This window comes from Salinilacihabitans rarus (assembly GCF_024296665.1).
GTDB classification, from domain to species: domain Archaea; phylum Halobacteriota; class Halobacteria; order Halobacteriales; family Natrialbaceae; genus Salinilacihabitans; species Salinilacihabitans rarus.
Window position 1 is genome coordinate 749,953 of sequence record NZ_CP100762.1, and the last position, 18,453, is coordinate 768,405.

Genomic DNA, 18,453 nt, shown 5'->3' on the forward strand with positions numbered 1-18,453 from the left:
ACCGCGTGAACGGGCAGCCACGGGCGGATGCGTCGGTGGGCTGTGAGGCGGACGGTCGCTTCGCTTCGGAGAGGTCCGTCGAGACCCGGGAACGTGACATCGAACGGAGCGCCTCGGCGGCGTCTGAACGCACCGTCACACCCGCCGTCGGCGAGTGGCGGGTTCGTCACGTCGCCGTCGACGACGTGGGTCGACGCCGTAGAAGTCCCGCAATCGCCGCGGGTGACGCAGTTGGTCCCCGGAGAAATACCGGGCCATGCTATTTGAGGGTCACACGTGTTAGACCACTTATGCCCCCGGATGGGCCTCCTTCCGACGGGAATTCCCGTCTCTCTACGGACTTACAGGCGGGAGTACGACACTGGGGTCCAGCGATCGCCGTGAGTCTGACGACGTTCATCGTGGTCCTCAACGCATCCCTGATGAACGTGGCGATCCCCACGATGGTAGACGACTTCGATACCACGGTCACCGTGATTCAGGGGGCGGTTTCACTCTACTCGCTGGTGACGGCTGCGCTGATTCTCCCGGCCGGTACGCTGCCGTCCCGACATAGTATTCGGCGTGTACTGACGGTCGCACTGATCGCCTATGCCGGCGGGACGGTGGTGGCGTCGATTAGCTGGAGTACGACGGTCCTCTACGTCGGCTGGTCGCTCATCCAGGGTGCCGCGGCCGCCGTGATATTCCCCCTGACGTTTACCGTCCTGATAGTCAGTTACGAAGACGACGACCGGGCGAAGGCGTTCGGACTGTTGGCTGGCGTTGGCGGGGTTGGATCGACTCTCGGACCGATCATCGGCGGCGCACTGACCACGTACGCGAGTTGGCGGTGGGGATTTACGCTGCAACTCGTCGGTGTGGGGGTTGTTCTCTTCTTCGCTCAGTACGTGAGTCCGAACCCGCTCTCAGAAACGCGCGATTCGCTGGACAGCGGTGGGACGGCGCTATCCATCGTCAGCGTGACGTCGCTCGTCACTGGATTCGTTCTGAGCGGGAAGTACGGGTGGGTAGTCCAACGGCGGCCCTTCTTCGTCGGCGAGATGCAGTTCAATCCGCTCGGGACGTCGCCGGCGATCTGGTTTCTCGGGGGCGGACTCCTCGCGTTCGCCGCGTTCGTCCAGTACGAACGCCGAATGGAACGTGCCGGGAAGTCACCGCTCGTTCCGCTGCACGTACTGACGAACCGGACGTTCTTGTCCGGTGTCATCACGTACAATCTCCGTTCGATAGTCTCGGCTGGCTTCCTGTTTATCGTCCCGGTCTATCTCCAGGCGGTACTCGGATACACCGCCTTCGAGACTGGGCTCGCGTTGTTACCGTATTCGCTCGCATCGATCCTCTTCTCGACGTTTTCGACTAGCTGGCGCAAGTACATCTCGCCAAAGACGCTCATCCAGATCGGTATCGTGTGTATTGGCGTTGGACTGGCGCTGTTGTACGAGCAGACGGGCCCCGATCAGACGATCAGCAGGATGGTTATCCCGGTGGCGCTGTATGGAACCGGCGTCGGACTCATACTGGCACAGATCACCAATATGACGATGTCGGCCGTGCCGACCGCGGACTCCGCCGCGGCATCCGGAGTCCTGAACGTGAGCTACTCGATCGGGTTCTCCCTGGGGACGGCAGTCGTTGGCTCGTATTTTCTCGGACACTTCTACGGCGGCGTCGTCGATAGAGTGCTCCGAGCGGAACACGTGACCCTTTCGACGGAGCAACGAAACGACCTGGTGATCGCTCTCGAAGATGCCGCAGAGACGGCGACCGAAGCCACGCAGCAAGACTTCCTGAACCAACTCACTCCCGTCCAGCGACAGTTGCTCGAGGGCATCTTCGAGGCTGCGATGTTCGACGCGCAACGGGCGGGGCTGCTCCTCCTCGTACTGGTCGTGTTGCTCCTGCTCGTCGCATCGACGTTCTTGCCGCGGCAGATACCGGGAGGCGACGACGAAACCGACCAGCCCGAATCGTCCCGGGGTTCGACGCGTGAGTCTCCCGACACGGCCGTGGAGGACTAACCGAACCCACCAACCCGGACACCGCGGATGCGAGCCGTCGTCCTCTCGGTCGACTCGGGGCGGTTCGAGGGATGTCAGACGGTTACTACCGATCCACTCGGGACGACGTCGGCCGTGACCGCGCCGGAGTCCGGTCGTTTGCCTCCAGGAAGGAACGAGTGGGTCGGGGTGGATTCGAACCGCCGACTTCCCCGGAAATTCGGCCGTACAGGCCCGCTGTGGCGCGATTCGGAATCAAACAATGCCCGAATCAATCGCGCCAGACGAAGCAGTCGAACTGTACCTACAAGACCGCAAGCCCGAGGGAACGAAGCCGACGGACAGGAATCACACGTATCTCAACCGCTTCCTCGAGTGGAGTGTGTTGATCGCTCACAGTCACATCGACCGCCCGTAGGAGTGTCGTAGCGTATACAGTTACGACAGCCGGTATGAATTGCAGTATATATCCTGTAAAACGTTAGCGGCGGGGACGTTCTATCTCCGACTGCAATGAAACGTCAGGCACACCCGTTAGGTCGGCAGCGATCCGGTGGACGAGCCATGACTCCACTACCAGCAGTTCAGGCGAGTACAGACCGGAGGACGGCCCACGATCGTTCCCGAACGAACGTACCGCTGGAGGGATCGTATGCCCGGTGAACGGACGCCACACGTCGCCGAGCGCGAAGCCCACGTCGTCGGCGGCGGCATCGCCGGACTGGCGGCCGCCGCGTTCCTGATCCGCGACGGCAACATGCCCGGCGAGAACGTTCATCTCTACGAGAAACTCGACGTCGTCGGCGGGGCCCTGGACGGTGCAGGCAACCCCGACGACGGGTACGTTACCCGCGGTGGGCGCATGTTCAATTTACCCGTCTACGAGTGTACCTGGGACCTCTTCCGGACGATCCCGTCGCTGGAGGACCCGAGTACCTCGGTCACGGCGGAGATGAAAGAATACAACGAGATCCACGAGACCTACGCGGAGACGCGGCTGGTTGAGGACGGCACCCGCCTCGACGCCTCGCAGTACGAACTGAAGATGCGCCACCGGATCTCGCTGGTTCGACTTCTGCTGACACCCGAGGACCGACTCGGAGACACCCGGGTCGAGGAGTGGTTCGACGACGACTTCTTCGAGACGAACTTCTGGTACATGTGGGCGACGATCTTCGCCTTCCAGCCCTGGCACAGCGTCGCCGAAGTTCGGCGATACATGTACCGTTTCTTCCACGTATTCCCCGGTCTACACACGCTGGAAGATGTCGACCACACCAGGTACAACCAGTACGATTCGATGGTCCTGCCGCTTCGGCGCTGGCTCGAAACCCGTGGCGTCGACTTCCAGCACGACTGTCGCGTGACCGACATGGACATCGTGACTTCGCGAGCGGGTCGAACCGTCGAGCGACTCCACTACGAGACCGACGACGGCACCGAGAGCGTCGTGGTCGACCCGACGGATCTGGTCTTTTTCACCAACGGTTCGATGACCGACGGCTCGGACCTCGGATCGTGGGACGAAGCGCCCGAAACGAACGAGACGGGTGCCTCCTGGGAGTTGTGGAAGTCGATCGCCGAGGACAACCCGCAGTTCGGCGATCCCGAGGTCTTCGCGGGCAACGTCCAGGAGACCAAGTGGGAGTCGTTTACCGTCACGCTGGAGAACACCGACCTGTTCGATCACATCGTCGAGTTCACCGACGAGGAACCGGGCAACGGGCTGGTGACCTACGTCGACTCGTCGTGGCTTCTGTCCACCGTCCTCGTACCCGACCCGCACTTCGCGAACCAGCCCGACGACGTGAAAATCCTCTGGGGGTACGCGCTGTTCCCGGACCGGGAGGGTGACTACGTCGACAAGAAGATGTCCGAGTGTACCGGCCGGGAGATCCTCGAAGAGATCGCCTATCACGTGCAGTGTGAGGACCGCCTGCCGGAGATCCTGGAGGACGTGGACTGCGTGCCGTGCATGATGCCGTTCATCACGGCCCACTTCCAGCCCCGCGAGCCCGGCGACCGTCCCCCCGTCGTTCCCGACGGCTCGAACAACCTGGCGTTCCTCGGGCAGTACGCCGACCTCCCTCGGGACGTCGTGTTCACCGTCGAGTACTCGGTGCGGACGGCGATGACTGCCGTCTACGAACTGCTCGACCTCGATGCGGAGATTCCACCCGTGAACAAGCACTACCGCAAGCCGGGCGTACTCGCGGATGCAGTGAGCGCCTCGTTCGATTGACTGACAGCGGCCGTGCCGTTTCCTGTCACGGCCCGTTGCCCGTTCGATGGGTTGGGGCGGACAGAACGCGAGGAACGAGTTGACTCTTCGATGTCGTTCGTGCGTCGGAGACGCTCTCTACTGGCGGTCCGTGAGAACGATGAGCACGGACAAAGACGATCTCGAACCGCTCGATCCCGAGACCGGGGTTGAGCTGTTCCTCGAACACAAGGCGACCGACTGCACAGACTCGACCGTCCGGAACCACCGGTACCGGATGAAGAAATTCCTGAACTGGTGTGACGCTGAGGACATCGACAACCTAAACCACCTGTCGGGCCGTGACGTTCAGCGTTTCCGACTCTGGATCGCCGACGACGACGATGTCAACGCGCTCACAATGAAGAACCTGATGTCCGGGTTCCGCGTCTTCCTCAAGTGGGCTGGCTCAGTAGAAGCGGTTCCGGAGAACCTCTACTCGAAGCTGATGATCCCTCGCGTTCGACGGAGCGAACAGAGCAGCGAGAAGATTCTCGAAACCGAACGGGCAGAGGAGCTCCTTGAGCATCTCTCACGGTACGAATACGCGTCGATGCATCACGTCCTGTTCGCCCTGCTCTGGGAGACCGGAATACGCATCGGAGCCGCGAATTCGCTCGACTTGACCGACGTGGACTTCGAAAGCGAGCGAATCGAACTCGTACACCGTCCCGATCAAGGCACGACGCTGAAAAACGGGAAGAGCGGTGAGCGGCTAATCGCTCTGTCGCCCGAACTCACGGAGGCACTCAAAGAGCACGTCGAAACGTTCCGACACGACGTCGCTGACGCCCACGGACGAGACCCGTTACTGACCACGGAACAGGGACGGATGACTCGGAGTACGATCCGTCGGAAGGTGTACCAGGTCACTGCGCCGTGCTACCTCCGGAAGTCGTGTCCCGACTGTCACCAGGGCCAGGATAAGAAATGCCAGGAAGCAGTCGGTCCGCACGCGATTCGCCGCGGCAGCATCACGCACTTCCTCACGGAAGACGTGCCGGTCGAGGTAGTCAGCGACCGAATGAACGTGAGCCGGAAAGTGCTCGATAAGCACTACGACAAGCGATCAGCGGAGGTGAAACTGGAACAACGCCGCGGATACCTCGACGAAATCTGAGGACACCGTCCAGTAACCACTTGCCCCAATTTTCTGAGGGTCCACATCACTTTGCGCCGATCACACCGTCTCGGAAGCGTAGCGAGTGACCACTCGGGTTCTTCTGTTGCCCGGCCTCACCTATCGATATGTCATCTACTGAACCCGGCTCCGAGTGGCGCGTAGAATGGGCCACACCGACGCCAAGCGACGACGGCTATCTCGATAACATCGTACTGAGCCGCGAACAAGCGGTCGAGTACGGCGACGAGCTCGTGATGTCGCTACGAGTGGACGGGTCGATGCTGCGGGAGCGAGGACTCGATCCTGACGAACCGTTCGCCTGGAAGATCGAGGATGGAGAGCTACTAACCAAACAAATCGCTCGCCAGACGTTTGAAGAAGTCGCGGAAGCCGACCGTAACGACTCCTACCACGCTCGTCAAGTGCTGGAACACAGGGCCAAGCGACGGATTCGGAATTCTCAGTAGTAATCGTACACATAGAGCATCGTGATGGTGGCGTTCGCCATTCTGCATCGTCTCGATCCCATGCATATGACGTCAACCTGTGACTGATTCACAGCGTGCAGGTGCCTCAGGAGCTGGTTAGAGCACTCCGCTGGGAACCAGACCGAGGTTCACGAGGTTGAACGCTATCAACCCGACGAACAGCGTGTAAGCGGTCGCACCTTTTAGTACCCGTCCGCGGCTCGGCCGAAGCGCCGTCCCGGGACTGGAGGTCAGCGCTCCAAATTCCCGGCGGAGGCGACGTAACATCTGCCCACTAGCAGCGATTCCAGCGAACACCGGTACGAGTACCGGGTGCAACGGGCTCGTGAACCCGTCGGAGAACCGGTCGAACGTCGCCTGATCCTCAGGCGGCGACTCTTCAGTCCCTTGTTCGGACTGCTCCTTCGCTGTTTCCGTCTCCTCCGCCTTCGACTCCGTCGATGCACTGTCCTCTCTGTCTGCGTTGTATTCTACGAGCGCTTCCGTGTCTACGGTCCCGTCGCTGTTGAGGAACATCTCTACGAGCTCCCCTGCGTCGATGGTTGCCTCAGGGTCGCCGTAGCCGTCGAATATCTTCTCCAGTACCTCAAGGCGGTGCTTCCGTTTCCGCTCTTCAGATCGCCTATCGTAGTGTTTGTTCAACACCGGGACCGACACATCAACGCGGTCGGCGAGGTGATCTTTCGGTTCACCGCTCTCGATCTGGTGTTCTATGGACCACCGCCGAAGTGGGTGTGGGCTGTGACTGGACGGACAGTCGGACGCGTATCGGCTCTTTGTGGCTTTACACGTGTCTATGCTCCGGTCGTACGGACACTCCCCCGAGAACTCGCAAGGGCGTGTGAGCTTGTACAGGTCACGTCGAATCGTCGTGATTTCTGGTCGGCCGTTCTCCGTGGTCAACAGTGGCTTCCGCCCGAACTTGTCTTCCACGTCGTGACGCTGCGGGCTGTTCAAATAGCGACGGATCAGCTCGGCGAGCCCCCTCGAAATGTTCTGATGGCGTTGCCCGTCCGTGCCGTTTTTCAGCGGCGTTCCGCGCTCGTCCGGAAACCCTCTCTCGGGGCGATGTCGAAGCCGAATCACCTGCTCCTCAACGTCCACATCCCTAACGTCGATTGCACGGATCGCGCCGACTCTGTTCCCGAGTTCTTTGATTAGGCGGTACTCGACGTGTCGACGTGAGCATGGTTCGTGTGTTTCGAGGTAGTCGAGCGCTGCCTCAACGAGTTCGTCGCTCGGCTTCTCGTCCGACACGTCTTCATCGTCAGGAACATTCGGAATCGGTGTCTTGTTCGGCACGCTCGGATACACCGCTTCGATCTCGACACAGTAAACCAGAAACCGACGCACGGCGCTCATAATCCCGTTGAGGCTCACGGTGTTGTTGTCGGAGGTGTTCTGACACCAGTTCTTGAACTGTCGCAGCTGACGACCTCTGATATTGTTCATGTTCTCAATCCCATCTTCCTCGGTCCACTCGACGAAGAGTTCAACGACGTCTTCGATGGTCCGTCGAGTCGCGTACCTGGCGTTCTCCCGCTCATCCAGATACGTCTCTTTGGCCTCCTGAGGAGTGATTGGTTCCAACGTATGTTCTCTCATCGTTCAGGTGCACCGGCATATTAACCAGTTGTATATAATGGCTGGCCCTGAGCCGATAATATATAAAAACCCAGGCCAGGAGGCCCCGATATTGAGGAGTTCTACAGTCGTAACTGATCTGTGTATCGCCCCGTAGTCATGCGATTACAAAACAACTGTCGCACAGACATCGTCCAGGAGCCTTTCAGCGGCCGAGTATATAAACGAACGCAATGATTCGGAGGAACGAGTCGATGGTTTCCTCTCATTATCAACTAGGAAACAATCACCACAACTTCTTCTTCAGAACCCTCGGTAATGAAATCGTGATTTCCAAAATTAGATCTTAAAAACGCCGCTGACACGCGTGATGACATCCGACTCTTGGAGTTATCTGACCTGCTGGCCACTGATACGAACGCGTAGCAGGGAGTGTCGGTAGCCTACAGGAACTCATCAACGGTGACGTCTCTCCAGTCGGGGAGGACGTTGTTCAATTCCTCTCGGCGGAAGATGCCGTCTCTCGTTCCGAACACTGCCCGGATATCATCTAGATTCAGGTACGGTTCCCGGAGACGGAGTACCATAAGTTCCTCAAGTAAATCAGCACTGAGGAATACGATACTCTCTACGGCAGTCGTCTCGCGGAGCTCACGGAGCGTGCCCTGATCGGGATTAGTGAACGTGGAGGATACGATAGCGAAGTAGATGCGACGAACGCCTTGATCGCGCAACTGCCGCGCGTGGGTCTCGATGTACTCTCGAATCGCCCGGTCGTCCGTGGCGATGGAGTAGCCGTCACCGCGGACTTTTGCGTCGTAGATGATGGCGTAGTCATTTCGAACGGCGGTAGCGATACCGTCAGGCTGACGACCGGATCCCTGCCCGAGTTCTTCGACATCGAAGCCGAGGATTCGGAACGAGTGGTGGAGCTTCTCCTCGAAGACGACGGCTAGATCTCTGTCTTGCTCTTCGTATTCTGCTTCAGTCTCACTGTCTCGTTCTGCGACAGCGCTTAGGTCAGAGACGATAGGTGGGAGGAAGCTGGCGAGAACATCTTCCTCCTGAGAACTGCCCGTCGGATCTACGTCCTCTTCCTCATCTGCTTCCCACTCTGGGCGGAGTTCTCGATCCCAGTAGATCGCATTCGAGATGTCTCGGTATTCCCAGTCGGCATCTGTCGTTTCTGTGGCACGGTCGATTAACGCGTCCAGTGCTTCGATGAATTCGACGTAGTCCTCACCGTATTCTCCATCCTGTACGAACCGGTCGTGATCTTCTAAGTAGCGCTCACTTGTGACGTAGAAGACAGGATACTCGGTCGGCGCTTGAAGATGCCAGAAGTAACTGAGAAAGAACATCGCAGGCTTGTAACGAGGCTCTGCATCGATGCTGTTGTCGCGGTAGGTTTGCGCCAAGTCGGCGTGCGCATTGATTCGCTCCGCAGCCTCGGCCCTTGACTCGGGCTTGGGGAGAATCTCTCGTAGGTGGACAGCGAGCTCCTCCTGATCGGGAGTTGCGTTCCACATCTGGTTGAAATGCATCTGCCCGTTGAACCCATCAAACCCCCAGTACGGGTGTTGCTTGTTGAGGCCGTCGTTGCGCGGTTTAAATTCCTCAAGCGCAATTTCCCCGTCGAGAAACTGATTCAACAATGGAAGGAGACGTTCATCCCGAACCTGATCGCGCTTCTCATTGCGCTCACGATATCGTGATTGCGCTCGGTCGCTCTGAAGAAACGCTTCGAACAATTCAGAGGGATCGGTCATTGTTCCCACAATATCCCGGCGGAGACAAAAACCCACGCGGCAGAGATTGTAAGCTCCGCGCGCGTTTCAATCCGGTTCTTGAGTTGACTCACTGTTGTTTATCGAACTCCGCAGCCTTCTCTGAGAGTTCTTCCAGACGCTCTGAGAACTCGTTGTCCCACTCCGTTCCAAATGCACGGTCGTACAGTCTCGGCACGAGTAACAACCCCATCCACATCATTCGTTCCTCTATCTGAGAACGGTTGAGTTGCTGTATATCCTGACTTAGAACGTCGGCGTCACCGGTATTATCGAGAACAAGGGCGAGCAAATTGACGTCCTCAACAAGAGCCACTGTCGCAATATCCGCCAACCCAGCTCCGATATCTCTAGATAGGTTCGAGTAGCCGACTGTCCCAGAATCCAGTTCCCGTTCCTCACTCAGTATCTCGGTCAGGTACTCCATTGAACGCCCGCTAAGGAACCCTCGGCGACTCGCTGCCGTCCCTGTCGGAGGTATCTGGTCTGTGTCGCCCCCGATCTCAGCGAGCGGGTGGCCACATTGGCCGCAGTAGTAGTGCTCATCCTTTACCTGCTGTCCACAGTTCGGGCAGTATGACATACGCTAACAATGGCTTTCTTCGTTCTTAGCGATGAGCATAGCCTGCTGAATTCAATCCGACCTGCGGTACTGCAGCCACGTGAACCGTATCTTACCAGACGATGACCGATAATTGCAGCCACCACGGTCATGACTACACCCTCGTCACCATCGGCGTCATCTCGTTACGTAGACATCGGTGTAAAACAGCATTAGAATCCCGAGGTGCGGATTTGGAACATTCGTCACATCCGTAATGTACGGACGAAACAACCGTGATATGAGTATCAATAGCAGACTGAGAGCACGACCATATTGCATAGATTTCGCTTGCAGCCCTTCGGTTTTGGACGATTCACGCGCAGTTCCAATTAGATCGGAGAGATCCGGTATTGACACCACACGGACAATTGCCAGTCACCGGTAGATCTTCCGCACCCAAAACCAACTGCGGAACCCCTTCAGACTACTGTGGAACGGAACGTGAGCATCGCCTCAGAGACCAGTATAACTAGTGTATTGTACCCCATTTAGGGGTGGTGGCGTGGGTACCGCGGAAGGTGTGATTACCAATTTTTTGATAGTATGTAGTCGGTGTCGATGGTTGTGTCGGCGTCGCCGAGTGTGTCGTTCCAGAGGGCAGAGGTGGTGGTCCAGGTTGGGATGCTCCAGTTTGTGCGTTCGTATGCGTCTTCGATACGCGCTTGGCCGGTGGTGATGTTCGGGTCGGAGCCGAACGGTCCTTTTGGAAGTTCCGCATTCAGTGACTCGTGGGTATGCCAGTGATTGAATACGCGGTAGGCCGTCGTTCGGGAATCGAACACGACGTAAGGTTGCATCCCTTCGTCATGTAGCCGGTCGAGTTTTCTGTACGTGTCTCGGTGAAGTTGCCAGTTATTGTGGTCTGTCATCGCTTCTCCGACGTAGATGACGTCGTCGTCGTCCTTGCTGGCGATATCAACGGTGTATCCACGGATGTCACGGTATGTTTCGACGACACGGCCGCGGTGGCGTTCTCGAACGGTTGCGAGGCCGACGGCGACGCGATGAGGCAATCCTTCGTTGGGGTCGCCGCGGAGAGACGGGAGGTCTGAGTGCTGGTTGATGAGAGTTTTCCCTTTCAGCGTTGGACTGTACCAGACCTTCTTTCTGAGGATGGATTTCGGGGCCGTGTAGACTGACGCACTTCGTCTGTACCACGAGTGGTCACCGAACGCGCGTGCGATCTCATAGTCGTGTTCGGGGTCGACGACGAGGCGCTTGAGCTCAGTCTGATCGAGGTCTCCGAAGATGTCTATCCAACTGGGTAGCTTGTCTCTGAGGAGGTGGTGTCCGCGGACAAGTTCACCGTTCCACAGGTTGGCAAGTCGGGTTAATGCTGTTTTTCGGTCGGGGGTGATGTCCATCGATCTGATCGCATCGTTGGTGGCGACCACGTCGACGGTGCCGTCTCTTGTTGGGGTGTCCGGGCGGTGCCAGGGTGGGAGCTCTTCGATGTCGATAGTTTGTCGAGTCGGGTCGTAGCCTTTGAGCGCTTTGAGGTAGTCTCTGGTGACCCACGCGACGTTCGGAGCTGGGGCTGAGCTTGTGATCAGGACGAGGTCGTCAAGGTCGGCAGGGTAGCCGGGGTCGTAGTCTTCCAGCGGCCACACGTCGGGGTTCGGGTCATCGGGCTGTGGATTGAAGTCCCCGAATTCATACACTTCGTCTGGTGATTCTCGAACCATCCCGCCCCATCCCGGGAGGAGGCGGATATCCCTGTCCGGGAAGTCTAATTCTGGAGCCATACTCTCCCAGTCCAGTGACGGAGTGCTCGGTTCGTCCGTATCGTACGGTGGGCCTCTCGACATACACTCGGTATGACCGTTTGACGTTTAATACTCAGGACTGGGACGCTCCAAAGAGAGATTAGACTGGCTATAGGCGTCTGAGAAGGCTTCGATAGGTACGTTGATTCCGTCGGTGTTGCTGGGTTATGGAGGTTTCATCGCAGAAACTTTCTCACCAATTACTCGGGTGAGTCGGGTTGGTTTCGCACGTGTGATGACTGACGGTGCGTGAGTTGAGCCAGCTACCCACCGAAGGATTTCTTCGCCCGATATTGGAGCGTTCCTTTCTCACAGAGTTACCATCGAGAGCCGCTCTAACGCAGAAGCAACGCAGAAGCAAGTACACTCGGCAGTAGCGAAGTGTTATTTACACGGCGTACCAGACCGATTTGATCAAGTCGGGTCTTGGAGGTGGTTTCGAACGCCGAGCGTGATCGACTCGACACACCCGGCGATGCCTTTTGCGGGCGAAGAAACGTTTCACCACGGGCCACTTCTCGTCAACGACAGGAGGAGTGGTGAAGCGTTTCTTCGGCTCCTGACGGTCAGTCATCGTCTCCCCAGATGTCCAAGTCGATGATCAGCGCCTTCTGTTTCTGCTCGTGGTTATTCTGCGGGCTTGGTTTCTCGTGCGGTCGGTGCGTGACTCCGTCCTTCTCATCAGCGAACCGGTCGATGTAATTCGATGCCATTCGCTTCGTCTTCCCCGTTGCTTGAGCGATGTTGTCGCAGTGGAGTCGGACGCGATTCTCTGAGAGGGAGTGATCTGGGTTGGATTGTAATCGGCGTGCTGCTTGGAGCGTCGCGTACCATGCTTCCGCTGGCCCCGCTGCTTCTCTGCTCCCTAATTCATCGATGATGTCATCGTGGCGAGCGACCGTTCGCTCTATCTCATCAATGTCTTCGCTGAACTCACCGACCACTGCTCGCTGCTGGAGTGGACTGTCTGAGTAGTTGTCTAGCTCAGTGCCTGTCAGCACCTGTAGCAGGTGGTTGATCTCGACGTTCCCGGGCTTTTTCGAGTCAAGTTCCTCAACTGTTGCGCGGAGGTCCTCGATCTCTTCTCGCAGTTGCTTCCCGGGCTTTTTCGAGTTAAGATCCTCAACTGTTGCGCGGAGGTCCTCGATCTCTTCTCGCAGTTGCTCTATTTCATCCATTCGCAACCCATCTTATTGCCCTTGGGGGGTACAAAAGTGAGCCGTGAGATCTAATCCGATCTTTGCAATTTACCCCCTCGATTCACCACGGAAAATCCGGTTCCATACTCAAATATAAACTCTGAGAAAACAGCCGAGTTAGCTGGTTCACACCTATCTCTTTCATACGCTTAACGCCACTTTCAAGATCTCAGGCACTCGATCTCGGCACTGCGGTACATATCACGTTCCGTGGAATTAGAAGCGAATAAGAAAGGGAATCAGAACGCAGAAATCGCAGTTCTAATTCCTCGTTTCCATCAGCGGTTTCCTGCGTGCCGTGTTGTCCGGGTGTCGACAGGGGGTCTCTCCAATCGTCGCTTTCCACAGGGCCTGTGATGCGAGGCGCATCGCCACTGCGGACACAGGATCCTCCGCCGGGGTGTCGGGCGAAGAATAATCACACAAAGCGTCCACGGTCAGTATATGACTAATTACCCTTCTGAGTCGTCGCTTCTGGTGAATGCGACGCAGCAACAGCTAGCAAAGGGTGACTTTGATGCAGGGGTCGCTATCGTCCCGACGCAGCATGAGGAAGCCGAGGGGGGATACGACATCGAATTCAGTACCGCATCACGGCTCGAACTCCAGTACAAGGCCGTCTACAGTGAAATCGACGACCGCACCTTCGACCCCGGACACCCGCAGACAGCAGTCAAATTCCCGTTTAACGGCCAACAGGCCAAAACACTACTCGGCCGCGCTCCGCTCCCCGGACTCACGTTCTACGCACTCCCAGTCGTCACTGACCTCACCGGCCTCGGCGACGTGCTAGGCACGACCGTCTTCCTCGACGTCGAAGCATTCGCCACACTCCCAAAACACCAGGACGACCTGCACGAGTACACAGCGTTCTGGGTGCCAGTACGCGGATCCAGCCCGACATTCTCATCGGTCTACCTCAAAGACAAAACCGAACCGCGGTACTCAGAGCCACGCGCGTACCATCGTATCGACTCCGACTTCCTCTACACGTGGTCGGAGATCAAGACGCTCACACGCGCGACGCTCGTTGGTGCCCCACTCCGAACACACAGCAGTACAGCCCCAACTGCGGGGTACCAGCAGCTACGCGGATACGAGAGTCAATTACTGGACTCCCGATTCCCAGGGAACCTGATAGATAGAGAACCGCTGTTTGAGCCCGATAATGGGGACGTCCTTGGAGCTGTCGTCAACGATGTTGAGCGTCGTGGTCGAGAGGTACGCGACGCGATTACTCAAGCACGGCCGACGCGGGACTCCCTTACCCAGTCTCAAAAGGAGGTCTTGCAATCGCACGAGTACTTGCTTGAACCCGAGGAGCGGGATGTGAGCCGGCGTGCTTCAATCCGTGCGGCGCTGCTGACGTACCCAGACGACGAGCAGGACGGAGAAGACTCAGACGAGCCGTCACCGGTAATCGATTACTCTGGCCTGGATCCACGACAGGGATCACGCTACCGCCAGTATCGGTACTTAGCATGGGGCGAGGCCGCTACTCCACTCACCGTTCCAATCGGATTCACATCGGACTGAGGCTCACAGACGCGGCCGGGCAAACTCTCCCGCAGGTTACACTGAGACGTCCTCCGCGACTGTCGCCTCATACAGCCGGTCGATACTCTCGACCAACTCCGGGTTTTCGACAGCAACTTCCCGGACAGCTTGGGCCAAGGCGTCCACGTACGCGTCGAAGAAGTCGGCGTGGGCATCGACGTTGATGGGGTACTCAGCACGGAGGAGATTCGACTTGTTACCCGTAATCGTGAACTTCGTTCCGTCAATCGCCTCCGCGATTTCCGCGTGGGCGTCACTGAACCGCGTGGCGAAATTATCATAGAAGCTATCGTGGCCCGACGGCGCGTTTCGAAGGTACACAACCAACGTGTGATCCCGGACCGCTTCCGTTTGATGCCAGTCAAGCCGGTGGACCAGTCCAACCCGCGCGTTCGGTTTCGTCGCATCCGCAACCGCTCGACTCTCATCCAGTTTCGTCCACCACTCCCTGGGGAATAGCCACGACCAGTCGGACTTCCCTTGACGGAACGTCCACTGCCGACGCTCACCCGACTTCATCTCCACCCGGACCGCGGCGTACTCCTCCGGCACATCTGCATCCTCAATTAGTTCAGCATCATCCAGCGTCTGCGCCAGCCGCCGCCCCCACGCCGATTCAAACTCCGACCACTCCTCCTCAAACGCCGCCTCTAAGTCAGAGATCACACCGTAGTTTTCGACATACAGTTCCACCATCTCTTGCTGATTCTCCTGGTACTCAGTCATCGTGAGTTCACTCCGAATCGTGTCGACGAAGTCTTTCAACTGCGCCGTGGTTCGCGCCGGATACTCATCGTAACTCTCCATCAAGAACGACTGCAACTCTGCCGCCAGCCACTCCCACGAAACATGCACAAATTCGTCTGCAGCCGGCGACGACGCCGACTCAGGGGCCAAAAACACGTAGTGCTGGCCGTCAGTAGGTACGTCGGCTTTGTCAAGCCCGATCCCGCCGAACGAATCGACGCCAACGTACCGATCTGTCTGGTCTTCTCCTTCTGCCGCGTGGACTTTCAACTCCCAGCAGATGAACCACTCATCGGACGCCCACATCACGACGTCTGGAACGCCATCCGACGTGGACACCTCTTGTGCAATCTGTATCTCATCGATGTCAAACCGCGAAAACGCGTACTCCGAATCATCACGGGCAGACAGCGCAGCGAGTACATGTTCTAAGACAGCGTGGTCGAGCCCATGTGAAGCGTCAGGCGTCAGAAAATGAACGAGGAACTGCTGCCAGTCACGCTCTTGCGTGCTCCGGCCAAGTACCTGCAGCGTGGTCGGTGGAGGCTCTTCGGCCTCCGGGAGCGCAGCAAGTCGCCGCTGTATCTTCGTCAGTTCCGTTGCGATGCTTCGGCTCATACCCTTCAGTCTCCTACGACGAAAATCAAAGTGACGCCGTCACATCGCAGAACACCACTTTGCCACGAGGCATAAACACCTGGACCGCGCGGACCGGTGAAGCCGAAACCGACGAATCGCTCCCCAACCGCTCCATCAAGTATGCGGACACCCACCCCAACAGCAACGCCCATTTGTCGCAGAGAGACATCTCTAGTGCCACTCAGAAGGATTACTGACACAGCAGATACCCGGCGGAGAGAACGCTCAGTATACATCGTCGATACCGGGCACTGTTATTACACAGCGGACGCAACGACCCTGCTAGCATGCAGCGCAGGTTCCGCGTCGGCGAGCAGTACCGCGACACCGGGAGTTATCGCAACTCTGCCGACCAGTTCCTGCGCTGGATTCGCGGCCCACTCGAAGCGGGCATCAAAAACACCGGCGGCATCCGAGATCTCAGCGCCAGTCGATCTGAGACGCCCGCAGCGCTCGTCCTCGTCTCGAACGACAGCGGCATCTCCCAACACGACGATCCGTGGGAAGACACGCTCGCCGTCAACGCCGGCTACATCAGTTACTGGGGCGACGCCAAAGCCGACAACCCGTACGACGACTCCAGCAAGAACCAGAAAATCAAGACGGCATTCGACCGGGCCGCAGCTGGTCAACGCGAGGAGGTCCCGCCAGTCCTCGTGTTCCGGAAACCCGAATCCGGCGTCGTCGAATTCTGCGGGCTTTGCATCCCGGACCACTTCGAAGTCCGCTCCTATCAAGACGACACCGGCACGCAGATCCCGAACTACCTCTTCCACTTCTCGATCCTCAACACCCAGTCCGTCCCCGTCACATGGCTGCACGACCGCGCCCAACTGAACGATGACAACCACGCCCCAGACGTCTGGACACGTTGGGTCGAAACCGGGAACGTCGCGCAATGGCCGACCGGTGAAACCCTCGACCAAAGCGGTCGGATCCGACGCTACGAAACCGCCGAAACCATCGTGAGCGACGCCTTCCGTGACAACGCCTTCGACCGCTACGGCCACGCCTGCACCATGACCGGCATACGAGAAGCAGACCTCCTGGACCTAGCACACATCCTCCCACGAAGTCAACACCCCGACCTGGCCGAGCACCCAGAAAACGTCCTCGTCTTGAACTCGCTCCACCACCGCGCGTTCGACGCCGCCCTGTTCACTATCGACAGCGACCACCGCATCCGAACCAGCCCATCCTTCGACCCCGCCCACCCGTTCCTCCAAGAAACCATCGTCAACCGAGATGGCGAGCAACTCGCATTCCCGCCTGACGCGCAAGTACGACCGACATTCCTCGAAGAACTCAACACCGGGCTCTCGTGGCTATAGACGAACATAGAAATAGACCGCATCAGCGAGCAATTGAATTAGTTTCTCAGAATTGGAGGTCCGGTGGTTCCTCAAACGGAAGTGCAGTGATGATCTGATCCACAATATCAGCCACTGGCTTGTTATCTTCAAGTGCCTCCTGGAGAGCTTCGAAGTACGCGTCTGGATCGCCGGGTGTGTATTCATAAGCGCCGTCTTTTGACTTCAGCATGTATTTGTTCCGACGGCTGGGCGAACCGATCTCCATAGTCTCCGGTGTCCGACTCTGGATAACGCCCTTGTTTTCATTCCAACATGATTTAATCGAGTCGTTTGCGTCACTCCCTCCTTCGATTTCGAGGTTGAGAACTAGTACGCCCTTTTGAAAATGTTCCCAACGTGGTTTGTGCTCGAAATGGACATCGATATCTAGGTCGTCGTTCTGCTTCCAGTCTCTGCGATATATTTGTCCCCAACCCGGAGAATCACGGTTTTCTCTATAGTGAATTGCCCAGTTTTCATCCCAGAAGTCCGGTTGGTAATCGCCAGTGGATATGGTACTAACCCATTCGTGGGCTAAGTTCCGAGCGACAAACTCCTTGCCCGCCTCGTTAGCAGCGCGGATTTCGTCTCGATGTTCAATGTACTCATCTTTCAATTTCCGATAGGTTCTGTCGTCCTGATCCATGTTTGTCTTGTATGAAATTAGCTCACGATAGTCTCTCAACTGCTCAATGCTTCGAATGGGATAGTGACCGTTTGGAGGGGCCGTTACCGTGTCTATCGCTCTAGCGATCTCGTTCCAAGTAACCATCGCAAACTCGTGGTCGGCATCGGCATCTGGCGGGAATCCTGTTGGTTTCTCAGTATCAATATAGATGTAGAATCGTCGTTCAGGGTCATACTCTGTTACATCCAAGTTGCTGAATTCGGAGGCTTCAATATACCTTCTCAGCTGTCCAGGGTCGTAGCTCGCGTTGACTTTCAATTCAAAACAGATGAACCATCTCTCGGGCTGGTAGATGAGGATGTCTGGCCGACCTTCGTCGCCACTAGCTTCAGTTTCTATTTCGACAAGATCCCAGTCGGGATGCAACAGATTTCGCGTAAAGCCCGTTTCCTCTGATACTATCTCTAGAACTTCTTCTAAAACAGCTCCTCGGAAGCCATGAGGTTTGGATGGGTCAAGGAAATACGCAAGATACGCCTGCCAGTACCGTTCTCTATTCCGTCGTCCGAGGATACGAAGTGTTGGCCAAGGACGGCGAATGTCTCCACGCTCAGTAAGCGCTTCCACCCGTTGAGCGAAATCCCGAAGATCTGATACGGTTTTGTCTACGTCCCGAGACTCCACATCCACCATGCGAACTTCATTGAACAGACCATTAA

General features: G+C 57.4%; 13 protein-coding genes and 1 pseudogene. 6 read left to right on the forward strand and 8 right to left on the reverse strand.

The annotated features are described in order from the left end of the window. Nucleotides 1-380 precede the first annotated feature (380 nt). The 4 genes from NKG98_RS04095 to NKG98_RS04110 all read left to right on the forward strand — a co-directional run bounded on the left by NKG98_RS04095 (nucleotide 381) and on the right by NKG98_RS04110 (nucleotide 5,850). The gene (locus NKG98_RS04095; protein ID WP_254768394.1) at nucleotides 381-2,021 is read left to right on the forward strand and encodes an MFS transporter; all 1,641 of its coding nucleotides are present in this window, start codon (nucleotides 381-383) and stop codon (nucleotides 2,019-2,021) included. Between the two features lie 631 nt (nucleotides 2,022-2,652). Next, nucleotides 2,653-4,242 carry an oleate hydratase gene (locus NKG98_RS04100; RefSeq protein ID WP_254768395.1) on the forward strand — a complete coding sequence of 530 codons (1,590 nt, stop codon included), beginning with the start codon at nucleotides 2,653-2,655 and terminating at the stop codon, nucleotides 4,240-4,242. A gap of 139 nt (nucleotides 4,243-4,381) precedes the next feature. Next, nucleotides 4,382-5,380, forward strand: coding sequence for a tyrosine-type recombinase/integrase (locus tag NKG98_RS04105; protein ID WP_254768396.1), 999 nt, complete (start codon nucleotides 4,382-4,384; stop codon nucleotides 5,378-5,380). Between the two features lie 128 nt (nucleotides 5,381-5,508). Beyond that, nucleotides 5,509-5,850 (forward strand): hypothetical protein, encoded by a 342-nt coding sequence (locus NKG98_RS04110; protein ID WP_254768397.1) that lies wholly within the window; start codon nucleotides 5,509-5,511, stop codon nucleotides 5,848-5,850. Between the two features lie 117 nt (nucleotides 5,851-5,967). Here NKG98_RS04110 and NKG98_RS04115 read toward each other — a convergent pair whose 3' ends face one another. From NKG98_RS04115 to NKG98_RS04135, 6 genes and pseudogenes are all read right to left on the reverse strand, one after another. Continuing rightward, nucleotides 5,968-7,476, reverse strand: a complete 1,509-nt coding sequence (locus tag NKG98_RS04115; RefSeq protein ID WP_254768398.1) for a site-specific integrase — start codon at nucleotides 7,474-7,476, stop codon at nucleotides 5,968-5,970. Between the two features lie 422 nt (nucleotides 7,477-7,898). After that, a complete protein-coding gene (locus tag NKG98_RS04120; protein ID WP_254768399.1) occupies nucleotides 7,899-9,224 on the reverse strand; it encodes a restriction endonuclease FokI C-terminal domain-containing protein in 1,326 nt (441 codons plus the stop codon). 88 nt (nucleotides 9,225-9,312) lie between these two features. Next, nucleotides 9,313-9,669 carry a hypothetical protein gene (locus NKG98_RS04125; RefSeq protein WP_254768400.1) on the reverse strand — a complete coding sequence of 119 codons (357 nt, stop codon included), beginning with the start codon at nucleotides 9,667-9,669 and terminating at the stop codon, nucleotides 9,313-9,315. An 87-nt stretch (nucleotides 9,670-9,756) separates the two neighbouring features. Further along, nucleotides 9,757-9,825, reverse strand: a pseudogene (locus NKG98_RS19075) (zinc-ribbon domain-containing protein); the annotation flags it as partial. Between the two features lie 545 nt (nucleotides 9,826-10,370). Next, nucleotides 10,371-11,654 carry a hypothetical protein gene (locus NKG98_RS04130; RefSeq protein WP_254768401.1) on the reverse strand — a complete coding sequence of 428 codons (1,284 nt, stop codon included), beginning with the start codon at nucleotides 11,652-11,654 and terminating at the stop codon, nucleotides 10,371-10,373. A 524-nt stretch (nucleotides 11,655-12,178) separates the two neighbouring features. Next, the gene (locus tag NKG98_RS04135) at nucleotides 12,179-12,790 is read right to left on the reverse strand and encodes a hypothetical protein (RefSeq protein WP_254768402.1); all 612 of its coding nucleotides are present in this window, start codon (nucleotides 12,788-12,790) and stop codon (nucleotides 12,179-12,181) included. A 465-nt stretch (nucleotides 12,791-13,255) separates the two neighbouring features. Here NKG98_RS04135 and NKG98_RS04140 point away from each other — a divergent pair, with 465 nt between their 5' ends. After that, a complete protein-coding gene (locus NKG98_RS04140) occupies nucleotides 13,256-14,347 on the forward strand; it encodes a hypothetical protein (RefSeq protein ID WP_254768403.1) in 1,092 nt (363 codons plus the stop codon). A gap of 36 nt (nucleotides 14,348-14,383) precedes the next feature. On the opposite strand, the gene NKG98_RS04145 is transcribed toward NKG98_RS04140, so the two are convergent. Continuing rightward, nucleotides 14,384-15,733, reverse strand: a complete 1,350-nt coding sequence (locus tag NKG98_RS04145) for a PD-(D/E)XK nuclease family protein (protein ID WP_254768404.1) — start codon at nucleotides 15,731-15,733, stop codon at nucleotides 14,384-14,386. 308 nt (nucleotides 15,734-16,041) lie between these two features. Here NKG98_RS04145 and NKG98_RS04150 point away from each other — a divergent pair, with 308 nt between their 5' ends. Beyond that, nucleotides 16,042-17,085 (forward strand): HNH endonuclease, encoded by a 1,044-nt coding sequence (locus NKG98_RS04150; protein ID WP_254768405.1) that lies wholly within the window; start codon nucleotides 16,042-16,044, stop codon nucleotides 17,083-17,085. 46 nt (nucleotides 17,086-17,131) lie between these two features. Here the strand turns inward: NKG98_RS04150 and NKG98_RS04155 are convergent, their stop codons facing one another. After that, nucleotides 17,132-18,427: a PD-(D/E)XK nuclease family protein gene (locus tag NKG98_RS04155; RefSeq protein ID WP_254768406.1), complete on the reverse strand. Its 1,296-nt coding sequence runs from the start codon at nucleotides 18,425-18,427 to the stop codon at nucleotides 17,132-17,134. Nucleotides 18,428-18,453: the final 26 nt, after the last annotated feature.

Excerpts from the sequence above, each read along its gene's own strand:
- NKG98_RS04125 (WP_254768400.1), bottom strand. The coding sequence starts at position 9,669 with ATGGAGTACCTGACCGAGATACTGAGTGAGGAACGGGAACTGGATTCT.
- NKG98_RS04110 (WP_254768397.1), top strand. The coding sequence starts at position 5,509 with ATGTCATCTACTGAACCCGGCTCCGAGTGGCGCGTAGAATGGGCCACA.
- NKG98_RS04100 (WP_254768395.1), top strand. The coding sequence starts at position 2,653 with ATGCCCGGTGAACGGACGCCACACGTCGCCGAGCGCGAAGCCCACGTC.
- NKG98_RS04140 (WP_254768403.1), top strand. The coding sequence starts at position 13,256 with ATGACTAATTACCCTTCTGAGTCGTCGCTTCTGGTGAATGCGACGCAG.
- NKG98_RS04135 (WP_254768402.1), bottom strand. The coding sequence starts at position 12,790 with ATGGATGAAATAGAGCAACTGCGAGAAGAGATCGAGGACCTCCGCGCA.
- NKG98_RS04120 (WP_254768399.1), bottom strand. The coding sequence starts at position 9,224 with ATGACCGATCCCTCTGAATTGTTCGAAGCGTTTCTTCAGAGCGACCGA.
- NKG98_RS04150 (WP_254768405.1), top strand. The coding sequence starts at position 16,042 with ATGCAGCGCAGGTTCCGCGTCGGCGAGCAGTACCGCGACACCGGGAGT.
- NKG98_RS04130 (WP_254768401.1), bottom strand. The coding sequence starts at position 11,654 with ATGTCGAGAGGCCCACCGTACGATACGGACGAACCGAGCACTCCGTCA.
- NKG98_RS04145 (WP_254768404.1), bottom strand. The coding sequence starts at position 15,733 with ATGAGCCGAAGCATCGCAACGGAACTGACGAAGATACAGCGGCGACTT.
- NKG98_RS04105 (WP_254768396.1), top strand. The coding sequence starts at position 4,382 with ATGAGCACGGACAAAGACGATCTCGAACCGCTCGATCCCGAGACCGGG.
- NKG98_RS04155 (WP_254768406.1), bottom strand. The coding sequence starts at position 18,427 with ATGGTGGATGTGGAGTCTCGGGACGTAGACAAAACCGTATCAGATCTT.
- NKG98_RS04115 (WP_254768398.1), bottom strand. The coding sequence starts at position 7,476 with ATGAGAGAACATACGTTGGAACCAATCACTCCTCAGGAGGCCAAAGAG.